Consider the following 26,643-nt stretch of genomic DNA (forward strand, 5'->3'; position numbering starts at 1 on the left):
GGACAATGCTGCGTCGAGCAGCAACACGGCTCGACGTGCTCGTGAGAAAAGAAGGGAACACAGTGGCGGATCGCCTGATAGTGCGAGGTGCACGGGAGCACAACTTGAGGGGGGTCGATATCGACCTGCCCCGGGACGCGCTGATCGTGTTCACCGGTTTGTCCGGTTCGGGCAAGTCGTCTCTCGCCTTCGACACGATCTTCGCCGAAGGCCAGCGTCGCTACGTGGAGTCGCTGTCCGCATACGCACGGCAGTTCCTCGGGCAGATGGACAAGCCCGACGTCGACTTCATCGAAGGCCTGTCGCCCGCGGTCTCGATCGACCAGAAGTCGACCAACCGCAACCCACGCTCCACCGTGGGCACCATCACCGAGGTCTACGACTACCTACGGTTGCTCTACGCCAGGGCGGGCACTGCGCACTGCCCGGTGTGCGGCGAGCAGATCGCCAAGCAGACCCCACAGCAGATCGTCGATCAGGTTCTCGACATGGAGGAGGGCCTCAAATTCCAGGTCCTCGCGCCGGTGGTCCGAACCCGTAAGGGCGAGTTCGTCGACCTGTTCGACTCGCTCAACACCCAGGGCTACTCACGTGTGCGCGTCGACGGTGTCGTCCACCAGCTCAGCAGCCCGCCGGTCTTGAAGAAGCAGGAAAAACACGACATCGAGGTCGTTGTCGACCGACTCACCGTCAAGTCCAGCTCGAAGCAGCGGCTCACCGACTCGGTGGAGACCGCACTGCGGCTCGCGGACGGCATCGTGGTTCTCGACTTCGTCGACCGTGAGGAGAACGCCCCCGATCGGGAGCGTCGTTTCTCGGAGAAGCTCGCGTGCCCCAACGGCCACCCGCTGTCCATCGACGACCTCGAACCGCGATCGTTCTCGTTCAACTCGCCTTACGGTGCCTGCCCCGACTGTGTCGGGCTCGGCGTGCGCAAGGAGGTCGATCCCGAGCTGGTGGTGCCCGACGGTGATCTGAGTCTGGCCGACGGTGCCATCGCGCCCTGGTCGATGGGCCAGACGTCGGAGTACTTCGGTCGCTTGCTGTCCGGACTCGCCGACGCCATGGGCTTCGATCTGCACGCTCCGTGGAACAAGCTGCCGGCGAAGGTCAAGCGAGCTGTCCTGGAGGGCAGCGACCACCAGGTGCACGTGAAGTACAAGAACCGGTACGGCCGCACCCGGTCGTACTACGCCGAGTTCGAGGGCGTCATGCCCTTCCTGCACCGCCGCCTCGAGCAGACCGAATCCGAACAGATGAAGGAACGCTACGACGGCTACATGCGCGACGTTCCGTGTCCTACCTGCAACGGAGCCAGGCTGCGTCCGGAAATTCTGTCGGTCACCATCGCGGCAGGTGATTTCGGGCCGAAGTCGATCGCCGAGGTGTGTGAACTCTCCATCGCCGATACGGCCGACTTCCTCAACAGTCTCACTCTGGGGCGACGCGAGGAAGCGATTGCGGGCCAGGTCCTCAAGGAGGTTCAGGCTCGACTCGGCTTCCTGCTGGACGTGGGTCTCGAATACCTGTCGTTGGCGCGCACCGCGGGCTCGCTCTCCGGCGGCGAGGCCCAACGTATCCGGCTCGCCACGCAGATCGGCTCCGGCCTCGTCGGCGTGCTCTACGTACTGGACGAGCCGTCCATCGGACTGCATCAACGGGACAACCGCCGGCTCATCGACACCCTGACGCGACTGCGCGATCTCGGCAACACGTTGATCGTCGTCGAGCACGACGAGGACACCATCCGTACCTCGGACTGGGTCGTCGATATCGGACCGCTGGCCGGTGAGCACGGCGGACGCGTCGTGCACAGCGGTTCATACGCGGACCTGCTGACCAACGACGAATCGCTCACGGGTGCATATCTGTCGGGTCGCATGGAGATCCCGTTGCCGGACACCCGTCGGGTGGTCGACAAGAAGCGACAGGTCACCGTCGTGGGTGCCCGTGAACACAACCTCCAGGGAATCGACGTCAGCTTCCCCCTCGGTGTTCTGACGTCGGTCACCGGTGTCTCCGGCTCGGGCAAGTCGACTCTGGTCAACGACATCCTTGCGACCGTGATGGCCAACAAGCTCAACGGTGCCCGGCAGGTTCCCGGTCGGCACACCCGGATCAACGGTCTCGACCAACTGGACAAGCTGGTTCGCGTCGACCAGTCGCCGATCGGCCGCACGCCCCGGTCCAACGCCGCGACGTACACCGGGGTGTTCGACAAGATCCGTACGTTGTTCGCGGCCACCACCGAGGCCAAGGTTCGTGGGTATCAGCCCGGGCGATTCTCGTTCAACGTCAAGGGCGGTCGGTGCGAGGCATGCTCGGGAGACGGCACGTTGAAGATCGAGATGAACTTCCTGCCCGACGTCTACGTCCCCTGCGAGGTGTGCGAAGGCGCTCGCTACAACCGCGAGACGCTCGAAGTGCACTACAAGGGCAAGACCATCGCCGAGGTCCTGGACATGCCGATCGAGGAGGCTGCCGACTTCTTCGAGGCCATCACGTCTATTCACCGGTACCTCAAGACACTCGTCGAGGTCGGCCTCGGTTACGTCCGCCTGGGTCAACCGGCGACGACACTGTCCGGCGGCGAAGCTCAGCGTGTGAAACTCGCAGCCGAGTTGCAGAAGCGATCGACCGGCCGCACCGTCTACATTCTCGACGAGCCGACCACGGGCCTGCATTTCGAGGACATCCGGAAGTTGCTCGGCGTGGTGAACGGACTCGTCGACAAGGGGAACACCGTGATTGTCATCGAGCACAATCTCGATGTCATCAAGGTCTCCGACTGGGTCATCGACATGGGGCCCGAAGGTGGTTCGGGCGGCGGAACGGTTGTGGCGCAGGGTAATCCGGAAGCCGTAGCAGCGGTGCCCGAAAGCTACACCGGAAAATTCCTGCAGGAGGCGCTCTCCCGCGAGGTAGTGGCGTCCACGCCGAAGGCGGCCCCGAAGAAGCGTCGGGCTCGTAAGGTCGCTGCGGTCTGACGCGAACACGTCGACGACGAAGCCGCATCCGGATTGCCGGATGCGGCTTCGTCGTCTGTGGGTGGGGTGGGGTGCGCTCGTTCAGTGCACCGGGCCGGTGTACTTCTCACCGGGGCCGAGTCCTGGCTCGTCCGGGTGTGCCGAGGCTTCCCGGAACGCGCGTTGCAGTGCCTGGAGGCCGTCGCGAATCGGTCCAGCGTGGGGACCGAGGTACTCGACCGACGCGGTGACCAAGCCGGCGAGTGCGGTGATGACGCGTCGGGCCTCGTCGAGATCGAGGTAGGGGCTCTCCGCGGGATCGGGCTCGGACAGACCCAGCTTCTCGGCCGCGGAACTCATCAGCATCACCGCTGCACGGCTGATGACCTCGACCGCGGGAACCTCGGCGAGTTCCCGGACTTCTTGCTCGATACCGGTGGGGTCGGAGCCTGCGGGATCGGCGGGCGTGGATGAACTGGTCATACCTACGAGAATCCCACGCCGCGGGTGCCGTCGGTCGGATCGGGTGTCGACTCGGCTTCATCGACCGGTGCGATTGTCGGTTTCGGCATTCTGCTGGTAGTCTGACTCGACGACCGTCTTCGGCGTGCGCTCCTCGATGGAGTTCACCGCATGGAGGCAGCAAGTGGAGCCCGACTCCCACCGGTATGTGATCCGAATGGATCGCTTCCGGTCCGGTCGCACGAAGGTCTCCCAATCGGGATTCCCCAGTGCTTCCTCCTCGTGAGGAGACTGTACGACGCGCTATGTCGTACGGATCGACCGGTCGACATCGGGCCCTGCTGTCGGTACAGACCGGCTGCAGGGTTTTTTCGTTTTCGGTGTTGGTTCGCCGAGCGTGATGTCGAGGTTCGAGGGCGACGGGCTGTGTAAGTGGCAGGCGGTCGGGTTACACACCACACCGCACTACCTAGGAGGCCCCATCAGCACTGAGACCCGCATCAACGATCGCATCCGAGTTCCCGAGGTCCGTCTTGTCGGACCAGGCGGTGAACAGGTGGGGATCGTGCGTGTTGAAGATGCACTCCGCTTGGCTCTCGAAGCCGACCTCGATCTTGTCGAAGTAGCTCCCGACGCACGTCCGCCGGTCTGCAAGATCATGGACTACGGGAAGTTCAAGTACGAGGCTGCGCAGAAGGCGCGCGAATCGCGCAAGAACCAGACGCTCACCGTCATCAAGGAGCAGAAGCTCCGCCCCAAGATCGACGCGCACGACTACGAGACCAAGAAGCGCAACGTGGTTCGCTTCCTCGAAGCCGGCTCGAAGGTCAAGGTCACCATCATGTTCCGTGGTCGCGAGCAGTCGCGCCCCGAGCTGGGTTTCCGTTTGTTGCAGCGCCTGGGTGCCGACGTCGCGGAACTCGGTTTCGTGGAAACGTCGGCCAAGCAGGACGGCCGCAACATGACCATGGTCCTGGCTCCGCACAAGGGTGCCAAGACTCGCGTGAAGGCTCAGGAAAGCGCTGCCGCGCCGCCTGCGCAACGCGCACCGGCCCCCGCGCCGGAACAGCCCGCCGCAGCAGCTCCGGCTGCCGAGGCACCGGCCGCAGCAGCTCCGGCTACTCCGGCTCAGACCAACTGAGCTTCGCGCTCTACCAGTAAGACAGTCCCGCACCCGCCTCGGTGCGCAGTCCGTTCCGAGGCGCTGCGTGGCTGTGCCATGCACCACCGAAGAGCTAATACAGAACAGAGGATTTCATGCCCAAGCAGAAGACGCACAGTGGTGCCAAGAAGCGATTCAAGGTGTCCGGCAGCGGCAAGATCCTGCGCCAGAAGGCCGGCCGTCGCCACCTGCTCGAGCACAAGCCCACCAAGGTGACTCGTCGCCTCGATGGTGTCGCCGTTGTCAAGAAGGCCGACGTGCCTCGGATCAAGCGCCTGCTCGGCATCTGATCCGGCTCGCCGCCGACTGATTTCGGTCGGCTTCATCCCATTACCATTCGGGGTTTCACACGCCCCCAGATCGACAGGATTCACCAGTGGCACGCGTAAAAAGGGCCGTCAACGCCCAGAAGAAGCGCCGTTCGATTCTCGAAGCGTCCAAGGGCTACCGCGGACAGCGCTCACGTCTGTACACCAAGGCCAAGGAGCAGCAGCTCCACTCGCTCACCTACGCGTACCGGGACCGCCGCGCGCGCAAGGGTGACTTCCGCAAGCTGTGGATCACGCGTATCAACGCTGCAGCGCGGGCCAACGACATCACCTACAACCGCTTCGTCCAGGGCCTGAAGGCCGCGGGCGTCGAGGTGGACCGCAAGATCCTCGCCGAGCTCGCTGTGTCCGATGCCGAGGCATTCGCCGGCTTGGTCGCCATCGCCAAGGCTGCATTGCCTGCCGATGTCAACGCTCCTGCTGGAGAAGCAGCCTGAGCGAGTCGCCGCACGACGATTCAACTCCGAAACGACCCGTGGATTCGCTGACCGAGCGAACTCCGCGGGTCGTTTCGGCCGTCAAGCTCGCTCGCGCTGCAGAGCGCAAGAAGACGGGACTGTTCCTTGCCGAGGGCTTCAACGCTGTGTCCGAGGCTGCGCGGTTCGGTTCGGTCCGCGAGCTGTTCTTCACCGCGGATGCCCTCGACCGACACGAGAGCCTCATCGCCTCCATCGAGGCCGGTGGCGCACGGGTGTTTCCGATCACCGATCGTGCCGCGAAGGCATTGTCGGACACCGTCACCCCGCAGGGTCTGATCGCAGTCACCGAGTTGGTCGACGTCCCGATCGACCGTGCGTTGGCAGGAACACCGCGGCTGGTGGCCGTTCCGGTGCAAATGGCCGAGCCGGGTAATGCCGGCACGATCATTCGTGTTGCCGATGCCGCCGGGGCCGATTCGGTGGTCCTGCTCGGCGACTCCGTCGACCCGCACAACGGCAAATGCGTGCGGGCCTCGGCCGGCAGCGTCTTCCATCTTCCCATTGCGCGGGAGCGCTCGATCGAAGACGGTATCGACGCACTGCGCCGTGCCGGCCTGACGGTCGTGGCGACTGCCGCCGACGGCGAAGTCGACTTGGACGACGCAGACGAGCTGCTCCAGCAGCCGACTGCGTGGTTGTTCGGCAACGAGGCCCACGGTTTGTCCCTCCCCGTTGCCCAAGCTGCCGATCACCGGATCAGAATTCCCATCCACGGTCGGGCGGAGAGTCTGAACCTGGCGACCGCCGCGGCACTGTGCCTCTACGCGAGCGCCCGTGTTCGACGACGGTCGGCGAACCCGTGAATACGGTCGCCTAGGATCGTTACCACTCTGCTTCGTGCAGACCGACCATTATTCGAGGAGTGCATCTGTCGTGGCGAAGAAAGAGTCCGGGCCCGAGCCGGTAGATCCGAGCGTTCTCGAAGAGTCCGCACTCGACGCTGCGGTGGACTCGGCCGAGCAGGCGTTCGCCGACGCGTCGGACCTCGATGCGCTCACGAAGGTCAAAATTGATCACGTGGGTGGAAAGGCGCCACTGGCGTTGGCTCAGCGCGCCCTCGGAGCTCTACCCGGTGACCAGAAGGCGGACGCGGGCAAGCGCGTCAAGGTGGCACGAGACCGGGTGCAGAAGTCCTTCGACGAGCGCCGCGCAGTGCTGTCGGCGGAGCGCGATGCAGCGATTCTCGTGGCCGAGACGATCGACGTGACGTTGCCGACCGACCGGGCACCCGTCGGAGCGCGCCATCCCATCACGATCATCTCGGAGCAGGTCGCCGATGTCTTCGTCGGTATGGGCTGGGAGGTCGAAGAAGGCCCCGAGGTGGAAACCGAGCACTTCAACTTCGACGCGTTGAACTTCCTGCCCGATCACCCGGCTCGCACGATGCAGGACACGTTCCACATCGCGCCGGAGGGCTCGCGGCAGGTACTGCGTACACACACGTCGCCGGTGCAGGTGCGGTCGATGCTCTCCCGCGACGTACCGATCTACGTCGTCTGCCCTGGCCGAACGTTCCGTACCGACGAGCTCGATACGACGCACACTCCGGTCTTCCACCAGGTCGAGGGGCTCGCGATCGACAAGGGCTTGACGATGGCGCATCTGCGCGGAACGTTGGACGCGTTCGCGCAGGCTCTGTTCGGCAGCGATACGCGTACTCGGATGCGGCCCAACTACTTTCCGTTCACCGAGCCCTCCGCCGAGGTCGATGTGTGGTTCCCGAAGAAGAAGGGTGGAGCCGGTTGGGTCGAATGGGGTGGCTGCGGAATGGTCAACCCGAAGGTGTTGCAGGCCAGCGGCATCGACCCGGAGGTGTACACCGGTTTCGCGTTCGGCATGGGTCTCGAGCGAACTCTGCAGTTCCGCAACGACATCCCGGACATGCGGGACATCGTCGAGGGGGATATCAGGTTCACTCTGCCCTTCGGTGTTCAGGCCTGACGCCGCCACTCTCCAGCCCCACTTCATCTCGGATACAAGAAAGAGCTGAGCACACGTGCGAGTCCCACATTCCTGGTTGACCGAGGTCCTGCACGCGGGTACTCCCGACTGGTCCGTCTCGCCCGACGAGCTCGACGCGGGTTTCGTACGCGTCGGTTTCGAGGTCGAGGAGCTGGTCTCGTTGGACAACGTGACGGGGCCCCTCGTGGTGGGTCGGGTCGAGTCGATCGAGGAACTGACCGAATTCAAGAAGCCCATTCGGTTCTGCCTCGTGAACGTGGGGGCCGACGAGCCGCAGGAGATCGTCTGCGGTGCACGCAATTTCGCCGAGGGGGACCTGATCGTCGCGGCGCTGCCCGGCAGCGTTCTGCCCGGCGGGTTCGCCATCGCGTCGCGCAAGACGTACGGCCGCAACTCCAACGGGATGATCTGCTCGACGCTCGAGCTCGGTCTCGGCCGGGACCACTCCGGCATCCTGGTGTTACCGGAAGGGACTGCGCAGCCCGGCGACGATGCCAAAGTCGTTCTGGGTCTCGATGATTCGGTGATCGAGCTGAACGTGACACCGGATCGCGGGTACGCCTTCTCGGTGCGCGGCCTGGCCCGTGAGTTGGCGTGCAGCTTCGATCTTCCGTATGTGGATCCGGCGCGCACGATGCCCACCGAGGTCACCGGTGACGCCTGGCCCGTGACGGTCGAGCCTGAGTCCGGTACTTCTCGGTTCGCTCTGCGCAAGGTCGTGGGTATCGATCCCGCTGCCGTCACTCCCTGGTGGATGCAGCGGAGACTGCTGCTGGCCGGGGTGCGACCGATCTCGGCGGCCGTGGACGTGACCAACTACGTGCTCCACGAACTCGGACAGCCGTTGCATGCTTTCGACGCAAGCAAGCTCGACGGTCATCTCGTCGTGCGGCGCGCGAATGCGGGGGAGACGCTCACGACGCTCGACGGCGTCGAGCGGTCGCTCGATGCGGAAGACGTGGTCATCGCCGACGGAACGGGAGCCATCTCGTTGGCCGGCGTCATGGGCGGGGCGTCCACCGAGGTCGACGACTCGACCAGCGATGTCGTTCTCGAAGCAGCATCGTTCGATCCGCTCGCGGTGTTCCGAACCGGCCGTCGCCACAAGCTGTCGAGCGAGGCGAGCAAGCGTTTCGAGCGGACTGTGGATTCGGCGCTCCCGGTTGCGGCGCTCGATCGGGCCGCACAGTTGCTCGTCGAGATCGCCGGTGGACGTATCGAACCGGTGCTGACCGACATCGGCGAGGCTGCCCGGTTCCCGTCGGTGACGATGGACTTCGACCTGCCCGATCGGATCGCGGGTGTGCAGTACCCCGACGGGACCGCTGCTCGACGGCTCGCTCAGATCGGATGCACCGTCGAGGTGGATGTCGACGGTGGCGGCCACGGACAACTGGTCGTCGATCCTCCCTCGTGGCGACCCGACTTGGTGCAGCGCGCCGATCTGGTCGAAGAGGTGCTGCGGCTCGAAGGGCTCGAGAAGATCCCGTCGATTCTGCCGTCCGCTCCCGGTGGGCGCGGCCTCACCGCCGAGCAGAAGCGTCGGCGGGCAGTCGGCAAGGCCCTTGCGTTCGCCGGCTATGTCGAAGTTCTTCCGCCGGTGTTCCTGCCCAAGGGAATCTTCGACACGTGGGGCCTCGACGCGGACGACCCGCGCCGGGCGACGACGTCGGTGTTGAACCCGCTCGAGGCCGACCGCCCCGATCTTGCGACGACCGTGCTTCCCGGTCTGCTCGAAATGCTGAACAGGAACATCGCGCGCGGTCAGCGGGACGTGTCGTTGTTCGGAATCGCCCAGGTCGTTCTCCGGCACGACGCGACCGCTGCAGTGGACGCGTTGCCGGTCGATCGGCGACCGACCGACGATCAGATCGCGATGCTCCGTGGGTCTCTCCCCGCACAGCCGGTACACGTGGGCGTGGTGCTCGCCGGTCAGCGTGAGCCGTCCGGGCCCTGGGGACCGGGCCGAGCAGCCGAGGCTGCAGACGCGTTCGCCGCTGTGCGCACGGTTGCCGCGGCGTCCGGCGTGCACGTCGATCTTCGTGCAGCACACCACCTTCCCTGGCATCCGGGCCGGTGCGCCGAGGTTCTTCTCGACGGTGAGGTCGTCGGGCACGCAGGTGAACTGCATCCGGCTGTGCTCGAGCGAGCCGGTTTGCCGCCGCGTACGTGTGCGGTGGAGCTGAGTTTGAGCGCTCTGCCCGTCGTCGAATCGCTTCCGGCCCCCGAAGTATCCCCATACCCGGCCGTGTTGCAGGACGTCGCCGTCGTGGTCGACGCGTCTGTGCCCGCGGCCTCCGTCGAGGCTGCGCTGACGATCGGCGGTGGAGAACTGCTCGAGTCCATCCGACTGTTCGACGTCTACGAGGGTGAGCAGGTCGGCGAGGGGCGTAAGTCGTTGGCGTTCGCCCTCCGGTTCCGCGGTTCGGACGGAACCCTGACCGAGGATCAGGCGACGGCGGCTCGCGACGCAGCCGTGGCGGCGGCATCCACAGCGGTCGGTGCCCAGCTGCGTAGCTGAACCGTCGACGGCGCGGCCGGTGTTGTGCGTAGCGTGGTGTCATGACGGGCACGACGACGGGAGCAGCCGATGAGTGAATCCGACACGCAGGCCACGGCCTCGGATCTGCAGGTGTTGAACGAGGTTCTCGCGGCGGTGGCCGGCCGACCTCGGTTGGCTCCGGTGGCAGCGGCGGCATCCGCTCTGGCGGCCGAGTTGGGGACGGCGGAACCCGAGCCCGCCGGTCCGGATCGCGGCGTCCCGCCGGGAACCGTTCCCGATGTGGATGTTCCGCAGGTGACGAAACCTCGTATCGACCAGCCGCTCGGCGATCCACCACCGAGAGCTCCGTTGGGCGGAACGGTGCCGGGCGTCATCGATGCGGAATTGGTCGACGACCTTCCCGTCGGCCCGGGTGGGGGTTATGTCGGCGGTGCGACTACGGGCGAGTTCACCGACTCCGGGGTGCCGACCTGGGATGGGGTGCGAGAGAAGGTGGAGCATCGCTCGGGTACGGCTGTCGGGGCGGAGGAGCTGGACCGGGAATCGAGAGCCGGTCGGGACCTGGACAAACAGTGGAACGATCGGCAGGAAGCCGGCCGAAAGAAGCTCGACGAAATTCGTAGATCGATGGGTAGCAGCTAGCGCTTCTGGCCCGCCGATGAATGAGCTTGCATGATGCTGCATAATAAACCGCATGACTATTTCGGAGGCAACGCCGAAGCGCATCGCGGTGGCGGGTGCCAGTGGCTACGCCGGTGGTGAGATCCTTCGCCTGCTGCTCGGCCACCCAGCTGTTCGCGACGGCTCGTTGGTCATCGGAGCGCTGACTGCGGGTGGCAATGCAGGCGCGACACTGGGTGAGTTCCATCCCCACCTGTTGCCGCTTGCCGACCGTGTGCTCGGCCCCACGACGGTCGACGAACTTGCCGGACACGACGTGATCTTCCTCGGGTTGCCGCACGGTAAATCCGCCGAACTCGCGCTCCAGTTGCCCGAATCCGTGGTGATCATCGACTGCGGTGCCGATTTCCGCCTCAACGACTCGGCAGCCTGGGAGAAGTACTACAAGTCCCCGCATGCGGGGACTTGGCCGTACGGGCTCCCGGAGCTACCGGGGCACCGCGAGCTCCTGGTCGGGGCCACGCGTATCGCCGTGCCCGGGTGCTATCCGACGGTGTCGAGCCTAGCCCTGGCCCCGGCAGTTGCCGCCGGAATCATCGAGCCACGGGTCAACATCGTTGCGGTCACCGGCACGTCCGGTGCGGGCCGGGCACCCAAGGCCGACCTGCTGGGCTCCGAGGTGATGGGCTCGGTTCGCGCATACGCGGTAGCAGGCGCGCACCGGCACACTCCCGAGATCGTGCAGAACCTGTCGGCTGTGGCCGGTACCGACGTGTCGGTGTCGTTCACTCCGGTACTCGCGCCGATGCCGCGTGGCATTCTGGCCACCTGTACGGCCGTGACCACCGCTACCGAGGCTCAGGCCGTCGAGGTGTACGAGAAGGCCTATGCCGCAGAGCCTTTCGTTCATGTTCTTCCGGCCGGGCGGCTGCCGCAGACCGGTTCGGTCATCGGATCGAACGCCGTGCAGATGAGTGTGTCCGTCGATGCAGACGCCGGCTTGCTGGTGGTCATCGCGGCCATCGACAACCTGGCCAAGGGAACAGCCGGTGCAGCAGTGCAATCGATGAATCTGGCGTTGGGAATCGACGAGACCGACGGTCTCTCTACCGTAGGAGTTGCTCCATGACCGGCCTGAAGAGCGAGACGGATACGGTCGCCTCGATCGCGGGGAAGCTCGTGCGTTCCCAGGGCGTGACGTCTCCCGCCGGATTCCGTGCGGCCGGGATTCCCGCGGGTATCAAGGCAAGTGGCAGGTCCGATCTGGCTCTGGTGTTCAACGAGGGCCCGGACTTCACGGCAGCGGGCGTCTTCACCCGCAACAAGGTCAAGGCCGCGCCGGTGCTGTGGTCGCAGCAGGTGCTCACCACCGGTCGGCTTCGCGCGGTGGTGTTGAACTCGGGCGGTGCCAACGCTTGTACCGGTGCACCCGGTTTCCAGGACGCGCATCGGACGGCCGAGGAGGTCGCATCCGTGTTGAGCAACTGGGGTTCGGAAACAGGGGCCATCGAGGTTGCCGTGTGCTCGACAGGTCTCATCGGCGATCGGTTGCCGATGGACAAGCTGTTGCCGGGGGTGACCGAGGTGGTGCACGAACTGGCCGGCGGTATCTCCGGTGGCACCGATGCCGCTTACGCGATCATGACCACCGATACCGTTCCGAAGCAGGCCGCGATTCATCACGCAGACAAGTGGAATGTCGGTGGCATGGCCAAGGGCGCGGGCATGCTCGCACCCTCGCTGGCCACGATGCTCAGTGTCATCACCACCGACGCCGTCGCGACCGCGGAGCAGCTCGACACCGCGCTTCGTGCGGCCACCCGGTTGTCCTACGACCGACTCGACGTCGACGGCGCATCCTCCACGAACGACACGGTACTGCTGCTCTCCTCCGGGGCGAGCGGTGTGAGCCCGTCGCAGGAGGACCTCGACGCTGCTGTTCTGGCGGTATGCGACGACCTCGCCGATCAGATGATGGCCGATGCCGAGGGCGTCACGAAGCGAGTGAAGATCACCGTCTCCGGTGCAGTATCCGAGGACGAGGCTCTCGTCGGTGCGAGGACGGTCGCCAGGGACAGTCTCACCAAGACGGCCCTATTCGGTTCGGACCCCAACTGGGGCCGTGTACTCGCGGCGATCGGTATTGCTCCGATCGAACTCGATCCGGATCGGATTGCTGTGTCGTTCAACGGCAATCCGGTGTGCATCGACGGCGTCGGCGCTCCGGGTGCGCGCGAGGTCGACCTGTCGGTAGTCGATATCGCCGTGACCATCGACCTCGGACTCGGGTCCGGTACGGCCACGATCAGAACGACGGATCTCTCCCACGCCTACGTCGAAGAGAACTCGGCGTACTCGTCATGACTGCTGCTGCAACGCAATTGACGGCAGCGCAGAAGGCGTTCACGCTCGCCGAGGCGCTGCCCTGGCTCCAGCGCTTCTCGGGCAAGATCGTCGTGGTGAAGTACGGCGGGAACGCCATGATCGACGACGATCTCAAACGAGCGTTCGCCGCCGACATGGTGTTTCTACGCACCGTCGGAATTCACCCCGTCGTCGTGCACGGCGGAGGCCCGCAGATTTCGGCCATGCTCACCAGGCTGGGCCTGACGGGTGAGTTCCGCGGCGGATTTCGGGTCACCACACCGGAAGTCATGGACATCGTTCGGATGGTGCTGTTCGGGCAGGTCGGCCGTGAACTCGTCGGCTTGATCAACAGTCACGGGCCGTATGCCGTCGGAATCTCGGGGGAGGACGCACACCTGTTCACCGCGACGCGTCGTTCGGTCCTGGTCGACGGCGTCGATACCGATATCGGTCTGGTGGGCGACGTCACCTCGGTAGATCCGAAGGCGATCTTCGATCTGATTGCCGCAGGCCGCATTCCGGTGGTCTCCACCATCGCACCCGACAGTGACGGCGTGGTGCACAACATCAACGCCGATACCGCTGCTGCTGCTCTCGCCAGTGCGATCGGGGCAGAGAAGTTGGTCGTGCTCACCGATGTCGAGGGTCTCTACACGGCGTGGCCCGATCGCAGTTCCCTGACCTCTCGAATCGACGCGTCGGAACTCGACGCATTGCTGCCCACGCTCGATGCGGGAATGGTTCCGAAGATGGAAGCGTGCCTGCGGGCCGTTCGTGCCGGTGTGCCGTCGGCGCACGTCATCGACGGTCGCGTCGAACATTCGGTTCTGGTGGAGCTGTTCACCGGAGAGGGGATCGGCACCATGGTCACCCCCGATCACTCGTCTACGTCAGGAGTCACGTCATGACCGGCACGCAGTCCACGGTCGATCTACAGCAGCGGTGGTCCACGTCGCTGATGGACAACTACGGTGTGCCGCGCGTAGCGCTCGTCCGAGGCGAAGGCGCTGTGGTGACCGACGCCGACGGCAAGCAGTACCTCGACCTGCTGGCCGGTATCGCCGTCAATATCCTGGGCCACGCTCATCCTGCGGTGATCGAGGCGGTCACTGCTCAGCTCTCCACTCTGGGTCATACGTCGAATCTGTATGCGACGGAACCGGGTATCGAACTGGCCGAGCAATTGCTCGCACATCTGGGTGCGGGTGCGACGGGACGAGTGTTCTTCTGCAACTCGGGTACCGAGGCCAACGAGGCGGCGTTCAAGATCGCGCGTCTGACCGGTCGTCCCCACATCATTGCCGCCGAGAAGGCCTTTCACGGACGGACGATGGGTGCACTGGCGCTCACCGGACAAGCCGACAAGCGAATTCCGTTCGAACCCATGCCTGCCGGTGTCCAGCACGTGCCCTACGGAGACATCGCCGCGCTCGAGGCAGCCGTCGATTCCGACACCGCCGCAGTGTTTCTCGAACCCATCATGGGGGAGGGCGGCGTGGTCGTTCCTCCCGACGGGTATCTCGTTGCCGCACGTGAGATCACGGCGAAGCACGGCGCGCTGTTGGTCCTCGACGAGGTGCAGACCGGTATCGGCCGCACGGGCTGGTTCTACGCCCACCAGTCGGTCGGCATCGTGCCCGACGTGATCACCTTGGCCAAAGGACTGGGCGGGGGTCTGCCCATCGGAGCCTGCATCGGTATCGGGGCGGCGGGGGAGTTGTTGTATCCGGGCAAGCACGGCACCACCTTCGGCGGCAACCCGGTCTGCGCCGCTGCTGCGTTGGCTGTGTTGCGGACCATTGCCGCCGACGACCTCGTTTCGCACGCCGACAGTCTCGGCAAGACCATCGCTCATTCCATCGAGGCTCTCGAACACCCTCTCGTCAGCCATGTTCGGGGCTCCGGGCTTCTGCTCGGAGTGGTGCTCACGGCCGCAGTTGCGCCTGCGGCCGAGGCGGCGGCCCGTGACGCAGGCTTCCTGATCAATGCAGCGCAACCAGACGTATTGCGGCTCGCACCGCCGCTGATCATCACCGAAGAGCAGGCCGCGTCGTTCGTCTCGGCACTACCGGCAATTCTCGACGCAGCACAGGAGGCACACCAGCCATGACCGTTCAGCACTTCCTTCGCGACGACGACATCACCCCGCAGCAGCAGGGAGAAATCCTGGCGCTCGCGGCCGAGATCAAGCGGGCTCCGTTCTCCAAGCGGCCGCTCGAGGGGCCGAAGGGCGTCGGTGTGATCTTCGAGAAGAATTCCACCAGAACTCGGTTCTCGTTCGAGTTGGGCATTGCGCAGTTGGGCGGCCACGCCGTTGTGGTCACCGGAAGCGACACTCAACTGGGACGCGAGGAGACTCTGCAGGACACCGGCCGCGTGCTGTCCCGCTACGTCGAGGCGGTCGTCTGGCGTACGTTCGGCCAGAAGCGACTGGAGCAGATGGCAACGGGTGCAACGATTCCTATCGTCAATGCGCTGTCCAACGAATTCCATCCCTGCCAGGTCCTCGCCGATCTGCAGACGCTGATCGAGCACAAGGGAAACCTGACCGGGAGGACGCTGGCGTACTTCGGCGACGGTGCCAACAACATGGCACATTCGCTTCTCATCGGCGGAGTGACCGCGGGACTCGATGTCAGGATCGCCGCTCCGAAGGAATTCGCACCACTCGGTTACGTCCTCGATGCCGCACGTGCGCGCGCCGAGGAGACCGGAGCGTCCATCACGGTGACCGAAGACCCCGACGAGGCCGCCGACGGTGCCGACGCTCTCGTCACCGATACCTGGACATCGATGGGTCAGGAGAACGACGGACTCGATCGAGTCGCTCCGTTCCGGCCCTACCGCATCGACTCCGAGCTGCTGTCGAAGGCGAAATCCGATGCGGTCGTGCTGCATTGCCTTCCTGCCCACCGCGGCGAGGAAATCACCGACGAGGTGCTCGACGGTCCGCACAGTGTCGTCTGGGACGAGGCCGAGAACCGTCTGCACGCGCAGAAAGCACTGCTGGTCTGGCTCCTCGAGCAGGCTCGGCGACCGTGAGTGACGACGTCACTGCGGTTCCGCTGACCGCGTCGACCCGCGCGGGCAGACAGGCGCGGATCATCGCGTTGCTGGCCACGCATCAGGTGCGCAGTCAACCGCAGCTGGCGTCGTTGCTCGCCGCCGAGGGGATCGACACCACCCAGGCGACGCTGTCGCGTGACCTCGAAGAGTTGGGTGCGGTGAAGTTGCGCGCTCCTGACGGCGGCGTCGGGGTGTACGTGGTCCCCGAGGACGGCAGCCCGGTGCGCGGGGTGTCGGGCGGAACCGACCGTCTCCTGCGGCTGTTGGGGGAGCTGTTGGTGTCCACCGATCACAGCGGAAACCAGGCAGTTCTGCGGACACCGCCCGGAGCTGCGCATTACCTGGCCAGCGCCCTCGATCGTGCTGCATTGCCGGAAGTCGTGGGAACGATCGCCGGGGACGACACGATCCTGCTCATCGCCCGTGAACCGACCACCGGCGGCGAGATCGCCGACAAGATAGAAAAGCTCGCTCGACGCGGAAACTGAGATCCGGTCACTCCGCACTGCACCACACGAACCACGAAGGAGCGTCATCACCATGGCCGAACGCGTCATCCTCGCCTACTCCGGCGGACTCGACACCTCTGTCGCCATCAGCTGGATCGGACGGGAGACCGGCAAGGAGGTCGTCGCTGTTGCCATCGACCTCGGCCAGGGCGGTGAGGACATGAATGTCGTCCGCCAGCGCGCATTGGACTGCGGCGCAGTCGAATCGGTCGTCGTCGACGCCAGGGACGAGTTCGCCGACGAGTACTGCCTGCCGACGGTGCAATCCAACGCGCTGTACATGGATCGGTATCCGTTGGTTTCGGCCATCAGCCGCCCGCTGATCGTCAAGCATCTGGTGGAGAACGCACGTGCGCACGGCGGAACCGTCGTCGCCCACGGATGCACGGGCAAGGGCAACGATCAGGTCCGGTTCGAGGTCGGTTTCAACACGCTCGCTCCGGAGCTCGAAGTGCTGGCACCGGTACGCGATTACGCGTGGACCCGGGAGAAGGCGATCGCGTTCGCCGAGGAGAACGACATTCCGATCAACGTCACCACCAAGTCACCGTTCTCCATCGACCAGAACGTGTGGGGACGAGCAGTGGAGACCGGCTTCCTGGAAGATCTGTGGAACGCGCCGACGAAGGATGTGTACGACTACACCGAGGATCCGACGGTCAACTTCCAGGCACCCGACGAACTGATACTCACGTTCGACAAGGGTCGCCCGGTCGCCATCGACGGCCGTCCGGTGTCGGTGCTCGGTGCGATCCAAGAACTCAACACCCGTGCGGGCGCTCAGGGTGTCGGCCGATTGGACGTCGTCGAGGATCGGCTCGTCGGCATCAAGAGCCGTGAAATCTACGAGGCTCCCGGTGCGATGGTCCTGATCCGTGCGCACGAAGAACTCGAGCACGTGACCCTCGAGCGCGAACTCGGCCGCTACAAGCGTCATACCGACCAGAAGTGGGCCGAGCTGGTCTACGACGGCCTGTGGTACTCGCCGCTCAAGGGTGCACTCGACACGTTCGTTCAGCACACGCAGGAACACGTCTCGGGCGACATCCGCTTGGTGCTGCACGCGGGCGGAATCATCGTCAACGGCCGTCGCAGCGGGGAGTCTTTGTACGACTTCAACCTCGCTACCTACGACGAGGGCGACACGTTCGACCAGTCGGCGGCCAAGGGATTCGTGCAGCTGCACGGGCTCTCCTCCAAGATCGCAGCGAAGCGGGACCTGGGCCTGTGACCACTTCGAGCAACGCACACGGAACCAACGAAGGCTCGCTGTGGGGCGGGCGCTTCGCCTCCGGCCCGGCGGCTGCCATGGCTGCCCTGAGCAAATCGACACACTTCGACTGGGTTCTCGCGCCCTACGACATCCGTGCGTCCATGGCGCACGCTCGGGTTCTGAACGGTGCCGGACTGCTGACCCCGCAGGACCTCGAGACCATGCTCGACGGTTTGCAGCGGCTGGCCGACGACGTGGCGTCCGGTGAGTTCGTCGCGGCCGAGTCGGACGAGGACGTGCACGGCGCCCTCGAACGCGGTTTGATCGACCGGGTCGGACCCGAGGTGGGTGGTCGCCTGCGCGCCGGCCGCTCACGCAACGATCAGGTCGCGACCCTGTTCCGGATGTGGTTGCGCGACGCCGTCCGTCGGGTGGCGGTCGGTGTTCTCGACGTCGTGGACGCATTGGCAACTCAGGCTGCGGCTCACCCCACCGCGGTCATGCCCGGCAAGACTCATTCGCAGGCGGCGCAGCCGGTGTTGTTGGCGCATCATCTGCTCGCACATACCCATCCGCTGCTGCGTGATGTCCAGCGGTTCGCGGACTTCGACAGGCGAGCGGCAGTGTCGCCCTACGGTTCCGGCGCTCTGGCCGGCTCCTCGCTCGGTCTGAGCCCCGAGAAGATCGCCGCCGAACTCGGGTTCGATTCGTCCGCCGAGAACTCGATCGACGCCACGTCCTCGCGTGATTTCGCGGCGGAAGCCGCGTTCGTCCTGGCGATGACAGCGGTGGACCTGTCTCGGTTCGCCGAGGAGGTCATCTCGTGGAGCACACCCGAATACGGTTACGTGACTCTCGCAGATGCATGGTCGACGGGCAGCTCGATCATGCCGCAGAAGAAGAATCCCGACGTCGCGGAGTTGACTCGTGGCAAGACGGGCCGCCTGATCGGAAATCTGACCGGCCTGTTGGCCACCCTCAAGGCACAACCCTTGGCGTACAACCGGGATCTTCAGGAAGACAAGGAGCCGGTCTTCGATTCGGTGGCTCAGCTCGAGTTGCTGCTCCCGGCACTCACCGGTTTGACGGCGACATTGGAGTTCCACACCGATCGCATGGCCGAACTCGCGCCGGCCGGGTTCACGCTCGCCACCGACATCGCCGAATGGATGGTGCGGCAAGGGATTGCGTTCCGGGTAGCTCACGAGGCAGCGGGAGCCTGCGTGCGCGCGGCGGAAGCGCGGGGCGTCGGGCTGGTGGATCTGACCGACGACGAGCTCGCGTCGATCGATCCGGCGCTCACTCCGGCGGTGCGCGAGGTGCTCACCGTGGAGGGTTCCATTTCCTCGCGTGATGCTCGCGGCGGCACCGCGGCGGTTCAGGTGGCGCACCAGCTCGGTGGTGTGCGGGCGACTGCGTCGACGTTGCGCGCGTGGGCCGAGGTGCCGGTGTTGCGGCACTAGTCGACATCCTCGCCGTATTCCACGAGTGTGATGTGAGAAGCTTTCGTCACGCGAAGACCGATGTCGGTCGTTCCGTCGGGGCCGAACGCAGGAGTGTATTTGTGGGACTGAATGCAGACGCGGTACGTGGTCCACTGCGGCGTGCTATCGCAACGGCCCAGAACGGCCTCGAGGTCATCCGGCTGGGTGGTCTCGAGACCGAGGTCGATCCGTCGCCTTTCCGGGTGATGGACCGCGAGCCGATGTATCGGTTGCGGCGTTACTTCCCCGACGACGTTCCCGTGGACAGTCCTCCGGTGGTGCTGATTCCGCCGATGATGGTCTCCGCGGACGTGTACGACGTCACCACCGATCAAGGTGCGGCCGGCATTCTGCACGGCATGGGCATGGACCCGTGGGTGGTCGATTTCGGTTCGCCCGATACCGAAGAGGGCGGGTGGAGCCGTACTCTGGCCGATCACGTCGTCGCCATCAGCGAGGTCGTGGACAAGGTGCACGAGCACACCGGCCGCGACGTTCACCTCGGCGGGTATTCGCAGGGCGGCATGTTCTGCTACCAAGCTGCCGCCTATCGAGGTGGACGAAACCTGGCCAGCCTCATCACGTTCGGGGCTCCGGTCGACACCTTGGCCGGCTTGCCGTTGGGTATCCCGGCCGGTGTCGCTACTCGGGGCGCAGAGTTTCTCGCCGACCATGTATTCACGCGCTTGGCCGTGTCGGGGTGGATGGCGCGGACGGGATTTCAGCTGCTCGACCCGGCGAAGACCGTGCGGTCTCGCTTGGATTTCCTGCGACAGTTGCACGATCGGGAAGCGCTGTTGCCTCGGGAGCCGCAGCGCCGCTTCCTGGCGATGGACGGCTGGGTGGCGTGGTCCGGGCCCGCCGTGGCCGAGTTGCTCAGGCAGTTCGTCGTGCACAACCGCATGATGACCGGCGGCTTCGTCATCAAGGACAGGTTGTTGACGCTTGCCGAGTTGACGGTGCCGGTCTTGGCGTTCGTCGGCGAGGTCGACGACATCGGACAGCCGTTGGCGGTGCGCGGAATCCGGCGTGCCGCACCGCGTGCTCAGGTATTCGAAACAACCTTGCGTGCAGGACATTTCGGTCTCGTGGTGGGTAGCACGGCAGCTGCGCAGACATGGCCGACCACTGGAAACTGGATTCGGTGGCGCGAGAACCTCGGACCGAAGCCCGAGGCCGTGCGCGTCATGGAACACGAAGAGCACTCGGACAGCGACAGCGGAGTGTCGATCACCAACAGGCTGATTCATACCGCTGCCTCCATCGCCGAAGTGGGAGTCGGTGTAGGACGCGGACTGGCCTCGGCCGCGACCGGTGCCGTTCGCGGCACTCGTGAGATCTCGACCGAGGCCGTGCGCACCCTTCCGCGGCTGGCGCGGCTGGGGCAGATGCAGCCGCACAGTCGGGTCTCGTTGGGCCGCTTGATCGCTGAGCAGGGCAGAAAGTCCCCGCTCGGCGAGTGCTTCCTCTTCGACGACCGAGTGCACACCTACGACGCCGTCAACGTGCGTATCGACAACGTGGTTCGAGGTCTGATCAGTGTCGGTGTACGGCCTGCATCGCGCATCGGTGTGCTGATGGAGACCAGGCCGAGTGCCCTCGCCGCCATCGCGGCTCTGTCGCGCATCGGCGCTGTTCCGGTGTTGCTGCAGCCGGGTAGCGACCTCACTGCCGCGTTACGCACCGTGGACGTCGACACTGTGATCGCCGATCCGGAGAATGCCGCGGCGGCCGTTCCGGTCGCGCCCAACGTGCTGGTGCTCGGCGGCGGCGAGACGCGGCGGCTCGATGTTCCGGACGGCTACGAAGTGATAGACCTCGAAGCCATCGACCCCGACGCCGTCCGGCTACCGGCCTGGTTCGAGCCGGATCCCGGTCGCGCTCGCGAACTGGCGATGATTCTGTTCACCACCACCGACCGTGGTCTCGAACCGCGATACATCACCAACCATCGCTGGGCACTGTCCGCATTCGGTACCGCGACGACGGCTGCTCTCGGTCCCGGCGATACTGTGTATTGCCTTGCACCGCTCCATCATTCGGCGGGCATACTCGTGACCATCGGCGGCGCGCTTGCCGGCGGATCGAGGATCGCGCTCTCCCGTGGTCTCGATCCCGAGCGCTTCAGGGAAGAGGTGTACCGCTACGGCGTCACTGTCGTCAGCTACACCTGGACGATGATGCAGCAGATCGTCGACGACGGGCGCTTCCCGGTCGACACCGGTCACCCGGTTCGGCTGTTCATCGGCTCCGGTATGCCGGTGGGATTGTGGCGTCGCACCCTGGCGAAGTTCACCCCGGCGCGAGTGCTCGAGTTCTATGCCTCCACCGAGAACGACGTCATTCTTGCCAATGTCGCCGGGACGAAGATCGGCTCGAAGGGACGCCCTCTGCCCGGCAGTGCGCGAGTGGCTCTGGCGGCGTACGACCCGATCACCGGCCGACTCGAAGAGGACGACGACGGATTCGTGCGGCAGTGCCGCGACGACGAGATCGGGCTGCTCCTGGGCCGCCCGAGTGGTGACGGTGAAGCGACCAGCCATGTCATGCGTGGGGTCTTCGAGCCCACCGACGCGTGGATACCCACCGAGAACCTGTTCCGGCGTGATTCGGACGGCGATTACTGGCTCATCGATCGTAAGGACACCGTTGTTCGCTCGGCGCGGGGTCCGGTGTACACCCAGCCGATCGTCGACGCCGTCGGCGATCTCGATCAGGTCGGTTCGGCCGTGGTCTACGGGGTTCGTGTTGCCGTCGACGGGCCACGGTCGATCCGCATGGAAGCGTCGGCCACCGAGGTTGCCGTGTGTGCTGTCTCCCTGCAGCCGGAAGCGGTGATCACCGCTCGCGCTCTCACCGATGCCCTGGGAGTCCTGCTTCCGGACGAGCGCCCGGCGATCGTCCACGTTGTGTCCGACATCCCGGTCGGTCGCGCCTATCGACCCAACGCGTCTGCATTGAAACAGGCAGGAATTCCTACTCCGAGCGCACGATCGTGGTACTACGATCCGGAGTCGAACAGCTACCGACGACTGACGAAAGCTGTTGTGGCAGAACGCTTCGTGGGACGTCAGGCCACCGCCGAGAAGTCTTCCTGACATGAAGGAACGGCCGGCGGCCCCGACGACGGAAACAATCGGCGTTCGGTAGCGTGAACGAAGACCATCACTCCGACTCGGTCGGAGCAGACAGAAGGACACCTGTGGCAATCGACTCGACACTGCTCTCCATCCTCGCGTGCCCTGTGGACAAGGGCCCGCTCCTGCTCGTCGAGGACGAATTGCTCTACAACCCGCGACTGCGTCGCGCATATCCGATAGAGAACGGCATTCCGGTGTTGCTCGCCGACGATGCGCGCGATGTCGACGACGCCGAGCACGAGTCGATTCTGGCGCGCGCCACGTCCTAGACCACCTCGTTCATGGTGTCCGCCGACGCAATGTCGCTGCCGCACCGGTCAGCGCTGCCACGGTGAACATCACGACCACGGCGATGTCGGCCCCCATGCGCTTGGTTGCATCGGGGTGGACGGATATCTCCTGCAGGGCGTCCACCAGGTAGCTCAGCGGCAGAAGGTTGCTGACTGCACCGAGCCAACTCGGCATCTGATCGCGGGCCACCAGGAGCCCGCAGAGGAAGAGCTGCGGGATCACGACGACCGGCATGAACTGGACCGCTTGAAATTCGGTACGTGCGAAAGCGCTGCACAACAGCCCGATCGCCACTCCGAGCATCGCCCCGAGTACCGCGATCACCAGAACCCACCCGATCGAGCCTTCGATGTCGAGCCCGAGCAATCCGAATGCGAGTGCGCACGCGAGCAGCGCCTGCCCTACAGCGGCGAGCGAGAACGCCGAGCCGTAACTCGCAAGCAGGTCCATCTTGGACATCGGTGTGGTCAGCAGGCGTTCGAGTGTTCCCGTGCTGCGTTCACGCTGCATCGAGATCGACGTGAGCAGAAACATGACGACGAACGGCAGAATGCCGAGCATCGTGATCGCAATTCGATCGAACGACGATTGTTGGTTCGGCGGAGCCGGGACGTCTCGGTACAGGAAATACAGCAACACAATCAGTAGAGACGGCACGAGCAGGACCATGGCCACCGATCGGTGATCGGCTCTGAGCTGGCGCAGGATTCGACCCGTACCCGCTGCGTAGATTCGTGCGTTCACGATGTCTGTTCCGTGGATCTGATGAGCGAGAGGAATGCGCGGTCGAGGTTCGTTTCCTTCGTCCGCGCCAGTAGCGCTTCGGGGCTCGATCGGTCCAGGACGGCACCGTCGCGCATCAGTACGAGCTGGCTGCAGTGTTCTGCCTCCTCCATCACGTGGCTCGAGACCAGCACTGTCGTACCTACCGCTGCGATTGCGGCGAATCGTGACCACAGTTCCGAGCGAAGGACGGGATCCAACCCGACCGTCGGCTCGTCGAGGACGATGAGTTCGGGTTCGGCGACCAGCGCGCTGGCCAGGGAGACCCGGCTCAGTTGGCCACCGGAGAGCTCACCCGCCCGCGACGCCGCATGGTCGGTGAGTCCGACAGCCGCGATGGCGGACGCCACCTCGGAGTGGCGGCGACCGTAGAGCGACCCGAAGTACTGCACGTTCTCGCGAACGGTGAGGTCTCGGTACACGCTCGGTGCCTGCGTCACGTACCCGACGGTGCGGCGCAGGGAGGTGGAGCCGGCTGGGCATCCGAGCACTGTCACGGTTCCGCCGGCAACGATCTGCGTGCCGACGATGGCGCGCATCAACGTGGTCTTTCCGCAGCCCGATGGGCCGAGGAGGCCGGTGATGGCAGCCCGCGGAATCGTCAGGGACAGATTGTGCAGCACCGTTCGGTTGCCGCGGCGAACCGTCAACCCTGTGATCTCGACGGCATGTTGCCCGGTGAACGCCATGTCGGCCTCCAGCCTCTCATCGATCGATGCAGTCATAACCCCGTCGATGCCTCGAGGTCAAGGGTTCAGCATCATGGGACGGGTGAACGCTGCTGACTTGGAAATGGGAGAGCCGGACGACGCAGCCCGACGTATCCTCGGGGCCACCGTCCATGCAGGCGCGGTGTCGGTACGCATCGTGGAGGTCGAGGCATACGGCGGTCCGGTCGACGGTCCGTGGCCCGATCCCGCTGCGCATTCTTTCCGTGGTCCGACACCCCGAAATGCCGTGATGTTCGGTCCGGCGGGTCGGCTGTACGTCTACCTGAGTTACGGCATGCACCTGTGCATGAACGTCAGTTGCGGGCCGGACGGGACGGCTGCTGCCGTCCTGCTTCGAGCCGGTCAGGTAGTTGCAGGTCACGACCTCGTCGACGGCAGGCGCGGTGGCGGAAAGTCGCGAACAGCGCGGGTCGAGGCCGGGTGGGCTCGAGGGCCCGGCAATCTCGGACGAGCACTCGGAGTGGGACTTGCCGACAACGGGACCGATCTGTTCGACGCGTCGTCACCGATCACCCTCGAGCTGCTCGAACATCCGCTGGGCGACGAGGCGTTGAAAGTCGGCCCACGCGTGGGTGTGAGCGTGGCAGCAGACAGACCGTGGCGTTTCTGGCTACCGGCCTCGCCTGCAGTGTCGAACTACCGGCGCAGTCCCCGCGCTCCCCAGCCCGGCTTGCGTGAGGGCTGAACGAGGCGGCGGCAAGTGCATGCGGGAAGATCGACGTCGTGAGCGAGAACATCATCGACGAATTGACCTGGCGCGGACTGATCGCGCAGTCCACCGACGTGGAAGCACTGAAGAAGGCCACCGCGGACGGGCCGATCACGTTGTACTCCGGTTTCGACCCGACCGGACCCTCGCTCCACGCCGGCCACCTCGTTCCGCTGCTCGCCTTGAAGCGGTTCCAGCGGGCCGGGCATCGGCCGATCATTCTGGCGGGCGGCGCAACCGGACTGATCGGTGATCCTCGCGATGTGGGGGAGCGGACCATGAACTCCCGTGAGGTGGTCACCGAGTGGGCGTCGCGTATCCGGGGGCAGCTCGAACGGTTCGTAGACCTGGACGACGGCCCTACCGGTGGCGTCGTGGTCAACAACCTGTCCTGGACGGGGGAGTTGTCCACCATCGACTTCCTCCGAGACGTCGGCAAACACTTCTCGATCAACGTCATGCTCGCGCGGGAGACGGTCAAGACTCGGCTCGAGGGCGACGGCATGTCGTACACCGAGTTCAGCTACATGCTGTTGCAGGCCAACGACTACGTCCAGCTGCGCCGGGAGTACGGCTGCAGTCTGCAGATCGGTGGCTCGGATCAGTGGGGCAACATCATCGCCGGCGTGGAACTGAACCGTCGGCAGGACGCCGAACAGGTTCACGCGCTGACCGTTCCCCTGGTCACGTCGTCGGACGGCAAGAAGTTCGGTAAGTCCACAGGTGGTGGCAGTCTCTGGTTGGACCCCGAGATGACCAGCCCGTACGCCTGGTACCAGTACTTCGTGAACACCGGTGACGCCGATGTGGTCAAGTACCTGCGCTGGTTCACCTTCCTGTCCCAGGACGAACTGGCCGAATTGGAGACAGCAACCGAGGAGCGACCGCACGCGCGAGAAGCTCAGAAGCGACTGGCAGCAGAGATGACGACTCTGGTTCACGGCGAAGAGGCGACTCGCTCGGTCGAACTCGCCAGCCAAGCACTGTTCGGGCGGGCCGAGCTCACCGACCTCGACGAGAGCACTCTGGCAGCGGCGTTGCACGAGGCATCTGTGGCCGACATCGAGGTGGGTGCTCCGAACACGATCGTCGACCTCCTTGTCGCGACAGGGTTGAGCGAGAGCAAGGGTGCTGCGCGACGGGCGGTCAAAGAGGGCGGGGCAGCGGTGAACAACGTCAAGATCGCCGACGAGAACTGGACACCGTCGAGCGACGACCTCTTGCACGGACAATGGTTGGTGGTCCGGCGCGGGAAGCGGAACTTTGCGGGAGCACGCGTGGCTCGCTGAATCCAGGATCGGCCAGTGGCCGGAGTCACATTGATGTAATTTGGTTTGGACATCCGCTCGAGGGGCAATCCATCGAGCGCGACCAGGCTGTTCACACCGATTGTGTCCGAACGACCTGGGGATTTGACGCGTTGTTATCCGGGGCGTAACTTTGTCCAAGTCAGAGCGACACGGACGCCAGCCCAGACCGCAAGGCCTGAGCGAAGCGGACGCGCTCTACACAATCTGGTTCGGATACTACTTCGGTTGTGTCTTAACCGCGGATCGAAGGCCAGTTTGACTGAGCCTGAACATCCGATCTAAGCTGGAACGGTTGCCCCGGACACCGACGAGATCATCTCGGACGTGGATGGTGTGTGCGTGTTCTTTGAGAACTCAACAGTGTGTCGATGAATGTCAGTGCCGAATTTTATTTGGTGAAAGCATTCGATGTATCAGCTGCCCGCTTGTGGTGGTTGTTGTCGGGTGTTGTTTTGAAAATGCTAGTTGAGTTTTTTTGCTAGTGATTTGACTTGATGTCTTTGACTGATTCACGGTCTTTCGGGACTGTTGTTTCGCAGGTCTTTTACGGAGAGTT

General features: G+C 64.8%; 23 protein-coding genes. 20 read left to right on the top strand and 3 right to left on the bottom strand.

The genetic code is table 11. The features are described from left to right. Window positions 1–62 precede the first annotated feature (62 nt). Window positions 63–2,987: an excinuclease ABC subunit UvrA gene (gene uvrA, locus CH285_RS16860; protein WP_032374518.1), complete on the top strand. Its 2,925-nt coding sequence runs from the start codon at window positions 63–65 to the stop codon at window positions 2,985–2,987. A gap of 81 nt (window positions 2,988–3,068) precedes the next feature. Here the strand turns inward: uvrA and CH285_RS16865 are convergent, their stop codons facing one another. Beyond that, window positions 3,069–3,449, bottom strand: coding sequence for a DUF1844 domain-containing protein (locus CH285_RS16865; protein ID WP_032365519.1), 381 nt, complete (start codon window positions 3,447–3,449; stop codon window positions 3,069–3,071). Window positions 3,450–3,828: 379 nt separating this feature from the next. Here CH285_RS16865 and infC point away from each other — a divergent pair, with 379 nt between their 5' ends. From infC to CH285_RS16950, 17 genes are all read left to right on the top strand, one after another. Beyond that, window positions 3,829–4,569, top strand: coding sequence for a translation initiation factor IF-3 (gene infC, locus CH285_RS16870; protein ID WP_045841242.1), 741 nt, complete (start codon window positions 3,829–3,831; stop codon window positions 4,567–4,569). Between the two features lie 116 nt (window positions 4,570–4,685). Continuing rightward, window positions 4,686–4,880, top strand: coding sequence for a 50S ribosomal protein L35 (gene rpmI / locus CH285_RS16875; RefSeq protein WP_008715923.1), 195 nt, complete (start codon window positions 4,686–4,688; stop codon window positions 4,878–4,880). Window positions 4,881–4,966: 86 nt separating this feature from the next. After that, complete coding sequence (gene rplT / locus CH285_RS16880) at window positions 4,967–5,356, top strand: 50S ribosomal protein L20 (protein WP_008715924.1); 390 nt, start codon at window positions 4,967–4,969, stop codon at window positions 5,354–5,356. Between the two features lie 38 nt (window positions 5,357–5,394). Further along, window positions 5,395–6,201 (top strand): TrmH family RNA methyltransferase, encoded by an 807-nt coding sequence (locus CH285_RS16885; protein ID WP_027497241.1) that lies wholly within the window; start codon window positions 5,395–5,397, stop codon window positions 6,199–6,201. 70 nt (window positions 6,202–6,271) lie between these two features. Further along, a complete protein-coding gene (gene pheS, locus CH285_RS16890; RefSeq protein WP_027497240.1) occupies window positions 6,272–7,339 on the top strand; it encodes a phenylalanine--tRNA ligase subunit alpha in 1,068 nt (355 codons plus the stop codon). Window positions 7,340–7,394: 55 nt separating this feature from the next. After that, the gene (gene pheT / locus CH285_RS16895; protein ID WP_094644638.1) at window positions 7,395–9,881 is read left to right on the top strand and encodes a phenylalanine--tRNA ligase subunit beta; all 2,487 of its coding nucleotides are present in this window, start codon (window positions 7,395–7,397) and stop codon (window positions 9,879–9,881) included. Between the two features lie 69 nt (window positions 9,882–9,950). After that, window positions 9,951–10,505 carry a hypothetical protein gene (locus tag CH285_RS16900; RefSeq protein WP_032370342.1) on the top strand — a complete coding sequence of 185 codons (555 nt, stop codon included), beginning with the start codon at window positions 9,951–9,953 and terminating at the stop codon, window positions 10,503–10,505. 52 nt (window positions 10,506–10,557) lie between these two features. Then, the gene (argC, locus tag CH285_RS16905; RefSeq protein WP_027497237.1) at window positions 10,558–11,613 is read left to right on the top strand and encodes an N-acetyl-gamma-glutamyl-phosphate reductase; all 1,056 of its coding nucleotides are present in this window, start codon (window positions 10,558–10,560) and stop codon (window positions 11,611–11,613) included. Then, complete coding sequence (gene argJ / locus CH285_RS16910; RefSeq protein WP_052068822.1) at window positions 11,610–12,848, top strand: bifunctional glutamate N-acetyltransferase/amino-acid acetyltransferase ArgJ; 1,239 nt, start codon at window positions 11,610–11,612, stop codon at window positions 12,846–12,848. Before argC ends, argJ begins: the two co-directional genes overlap by 4 nt. After that, a complete protein-coding gene (gene argB / locus CH285_RS16915) occupies window positions 12,845–13,759 on the top strand; it encodes an acetylglutamate kinase (protein ID WP_027497235.1) in 915 nt (304 codons plus the stop codon). Before argJ ends, argB begins: the two co-directional genes overlap by 4 nt. Then, a complete protein-coding gene (locus CH285_RS16920; RefSeq protein ID WP_032370343.1) occupies window positions 13,756–14,961 on the top strand; it encodes an acetylornithine transaminase in 1,206 nt (401 codons plus the stop codon). Before argB ends, CH285_RS16920 begins: the two co-directional genes overlap by 4 nt. Further along, window positions 14,958–15,893 (top strand): ornithine carbamoyltransferase, encoded by a 936-nt coding sequence (argF, locus tag CH285_RS16925; RefSeq protein ID WP_032365513.1) that lies wholly within the window; start codon window positions 14,958–14,960, stop codon window positions 15,891–15,893. The genes CH285_RS16920 and argF overlap by 4 nt, the downstream gene beginning before the upstream one ends. After that, complete coding sequence (locus tag CH285_RS16930; RefSeq protein WP_032365512.1) at window positions 15,890–16,405, top strand: arginine repressor; 516 nt, start codon at window positions 15,890–15,892, stop codon at window positions 16,403–16,405. The genes argF and CH285_RS16930 overlap by 4 nt, the downstream gene beginning before the upstream one ends. A gap of 52 nt (window positions 16,406–16,457) precedes the next feature. Further along, window positions 16,458–17,657: an argininosuccinate synthase gene (locus tag CH285_RS16935; RefSeq protein WP_032370344.1), complete on the top strand. Its 1,200-nt coding sequence runs from the start codon at window positions 16,458–16,460 to the stop codon at window positions 17,655–17,657. Then, on the top strand, window positions 17,654–19,102 hold the full coding sequence (gene argH, locus CH285_RS16940; protein ID WP_027497230.1) for an argininosuccinate lyase: 1,449 nt from the start codon (window positions 17,654–17,656) through the stop codon (window positions 19,100–19,102). Before CH285_RS16935 ends, argH begins: the two co-directional genes overlap by 4 nt. A gap of 101 nt (window positions 19,103–19,203) precedes the next feature. Then, on the top strand, window positions 19,204–22,221 hold the full coding sequence (locus tag CH285_RS16945; RefSeq protein ID WP_032365532.1) for an AMP-binding protein: 3,018 nt from the start codon (window positions 19,204–19,206) through the stop codon (window positions 22,219–22,221). Window positions 22,222–22,325: 104 nt separating this feature from the next. Next, entirely contained in the window at window positions 22,326–22,532 is a 207-nt protein-coding gene (locus tag CH285_RS16950; RefSeq protein WP_027497228.1) for a Trm112 family protein, read from the top strand. Between the two features lie 10 nt (window positions 22,533–22,542). Here the strand turns inward: CH285_RS16950 and CH285_RS16955 are convergent, their stop codons facing one another. Together CH285_RS16955 and CH285_RS16960 are read right to left on the bottom strand one after the other, a co-directional pair. Then, window positions 22,543–23,298, bottom strand: coding sequence for an ABC transporter permease (locus CH285_RS16955; protein ID WP_027497227.1), 756 nt, complete (start codon window positions 23,296–23,298; stop codon window positions 22,543–22,545). Then, window positions 23,295–24,062, bottom strand: coding sequence for an ABC transporter ATP-binding protein (locus tag CH285_RS16960; protein ID WP_255032477.1), 768 nt, complete (start codon window positions 24,060–24,062; stop codon window positions 23,295–23,297). Before CH285_RS16960 ends, CH285_RS16955 begins: the two co-directional genes overlap by 4 nt. 37 nt (window positions 24,063–24,099) lie before the next feature. Here CH285_RS16960 and CH285_RS16965 point away from each other — a divergent pair, with 37 nt between their 5' ends. Together CH285_RS16965 and tyrS are read left to right on the top strand one after the other, a co-directional pair. Next, the gene (locus tag CH285_RS16965) at window positions 24,100–24,753 is read left to right on the top strand and encodes a DNA-3-methyladenine glycosylase (RefSeq protein WP_032391054.1); all 654 of its coding nucleotides are present in this window, start codon (window positions 24,100–24,102) and stop codon (window positions 24,751–24,753) included. Between the two features lie 38 nt (window positions 24,754–24,791). Next, complete coding sequence (gene tyrS, locus CH285_RS16970; RefSeq protein WP_032370346.1) at window positions 24,792–26,066, top strand: tyrosine--tRNA ligase; 1,275 nt, start codon at window positions 24,792–24,794, stop codon at window positions 26,064–26,066. Window positions 26,067–26,643 lie beyond the last annotated feature (577 nt).

Source organism: Rhodococcus sp. 05-2256-B1, assembly GCF_002258465.1.
Classification (GTDB): Bacteria; Actinomycetota; Actinomycetes; order Mycobacteriales; family Mycobacteriaceae; genus Rhodococcoides; species Rhodococcoides fascians.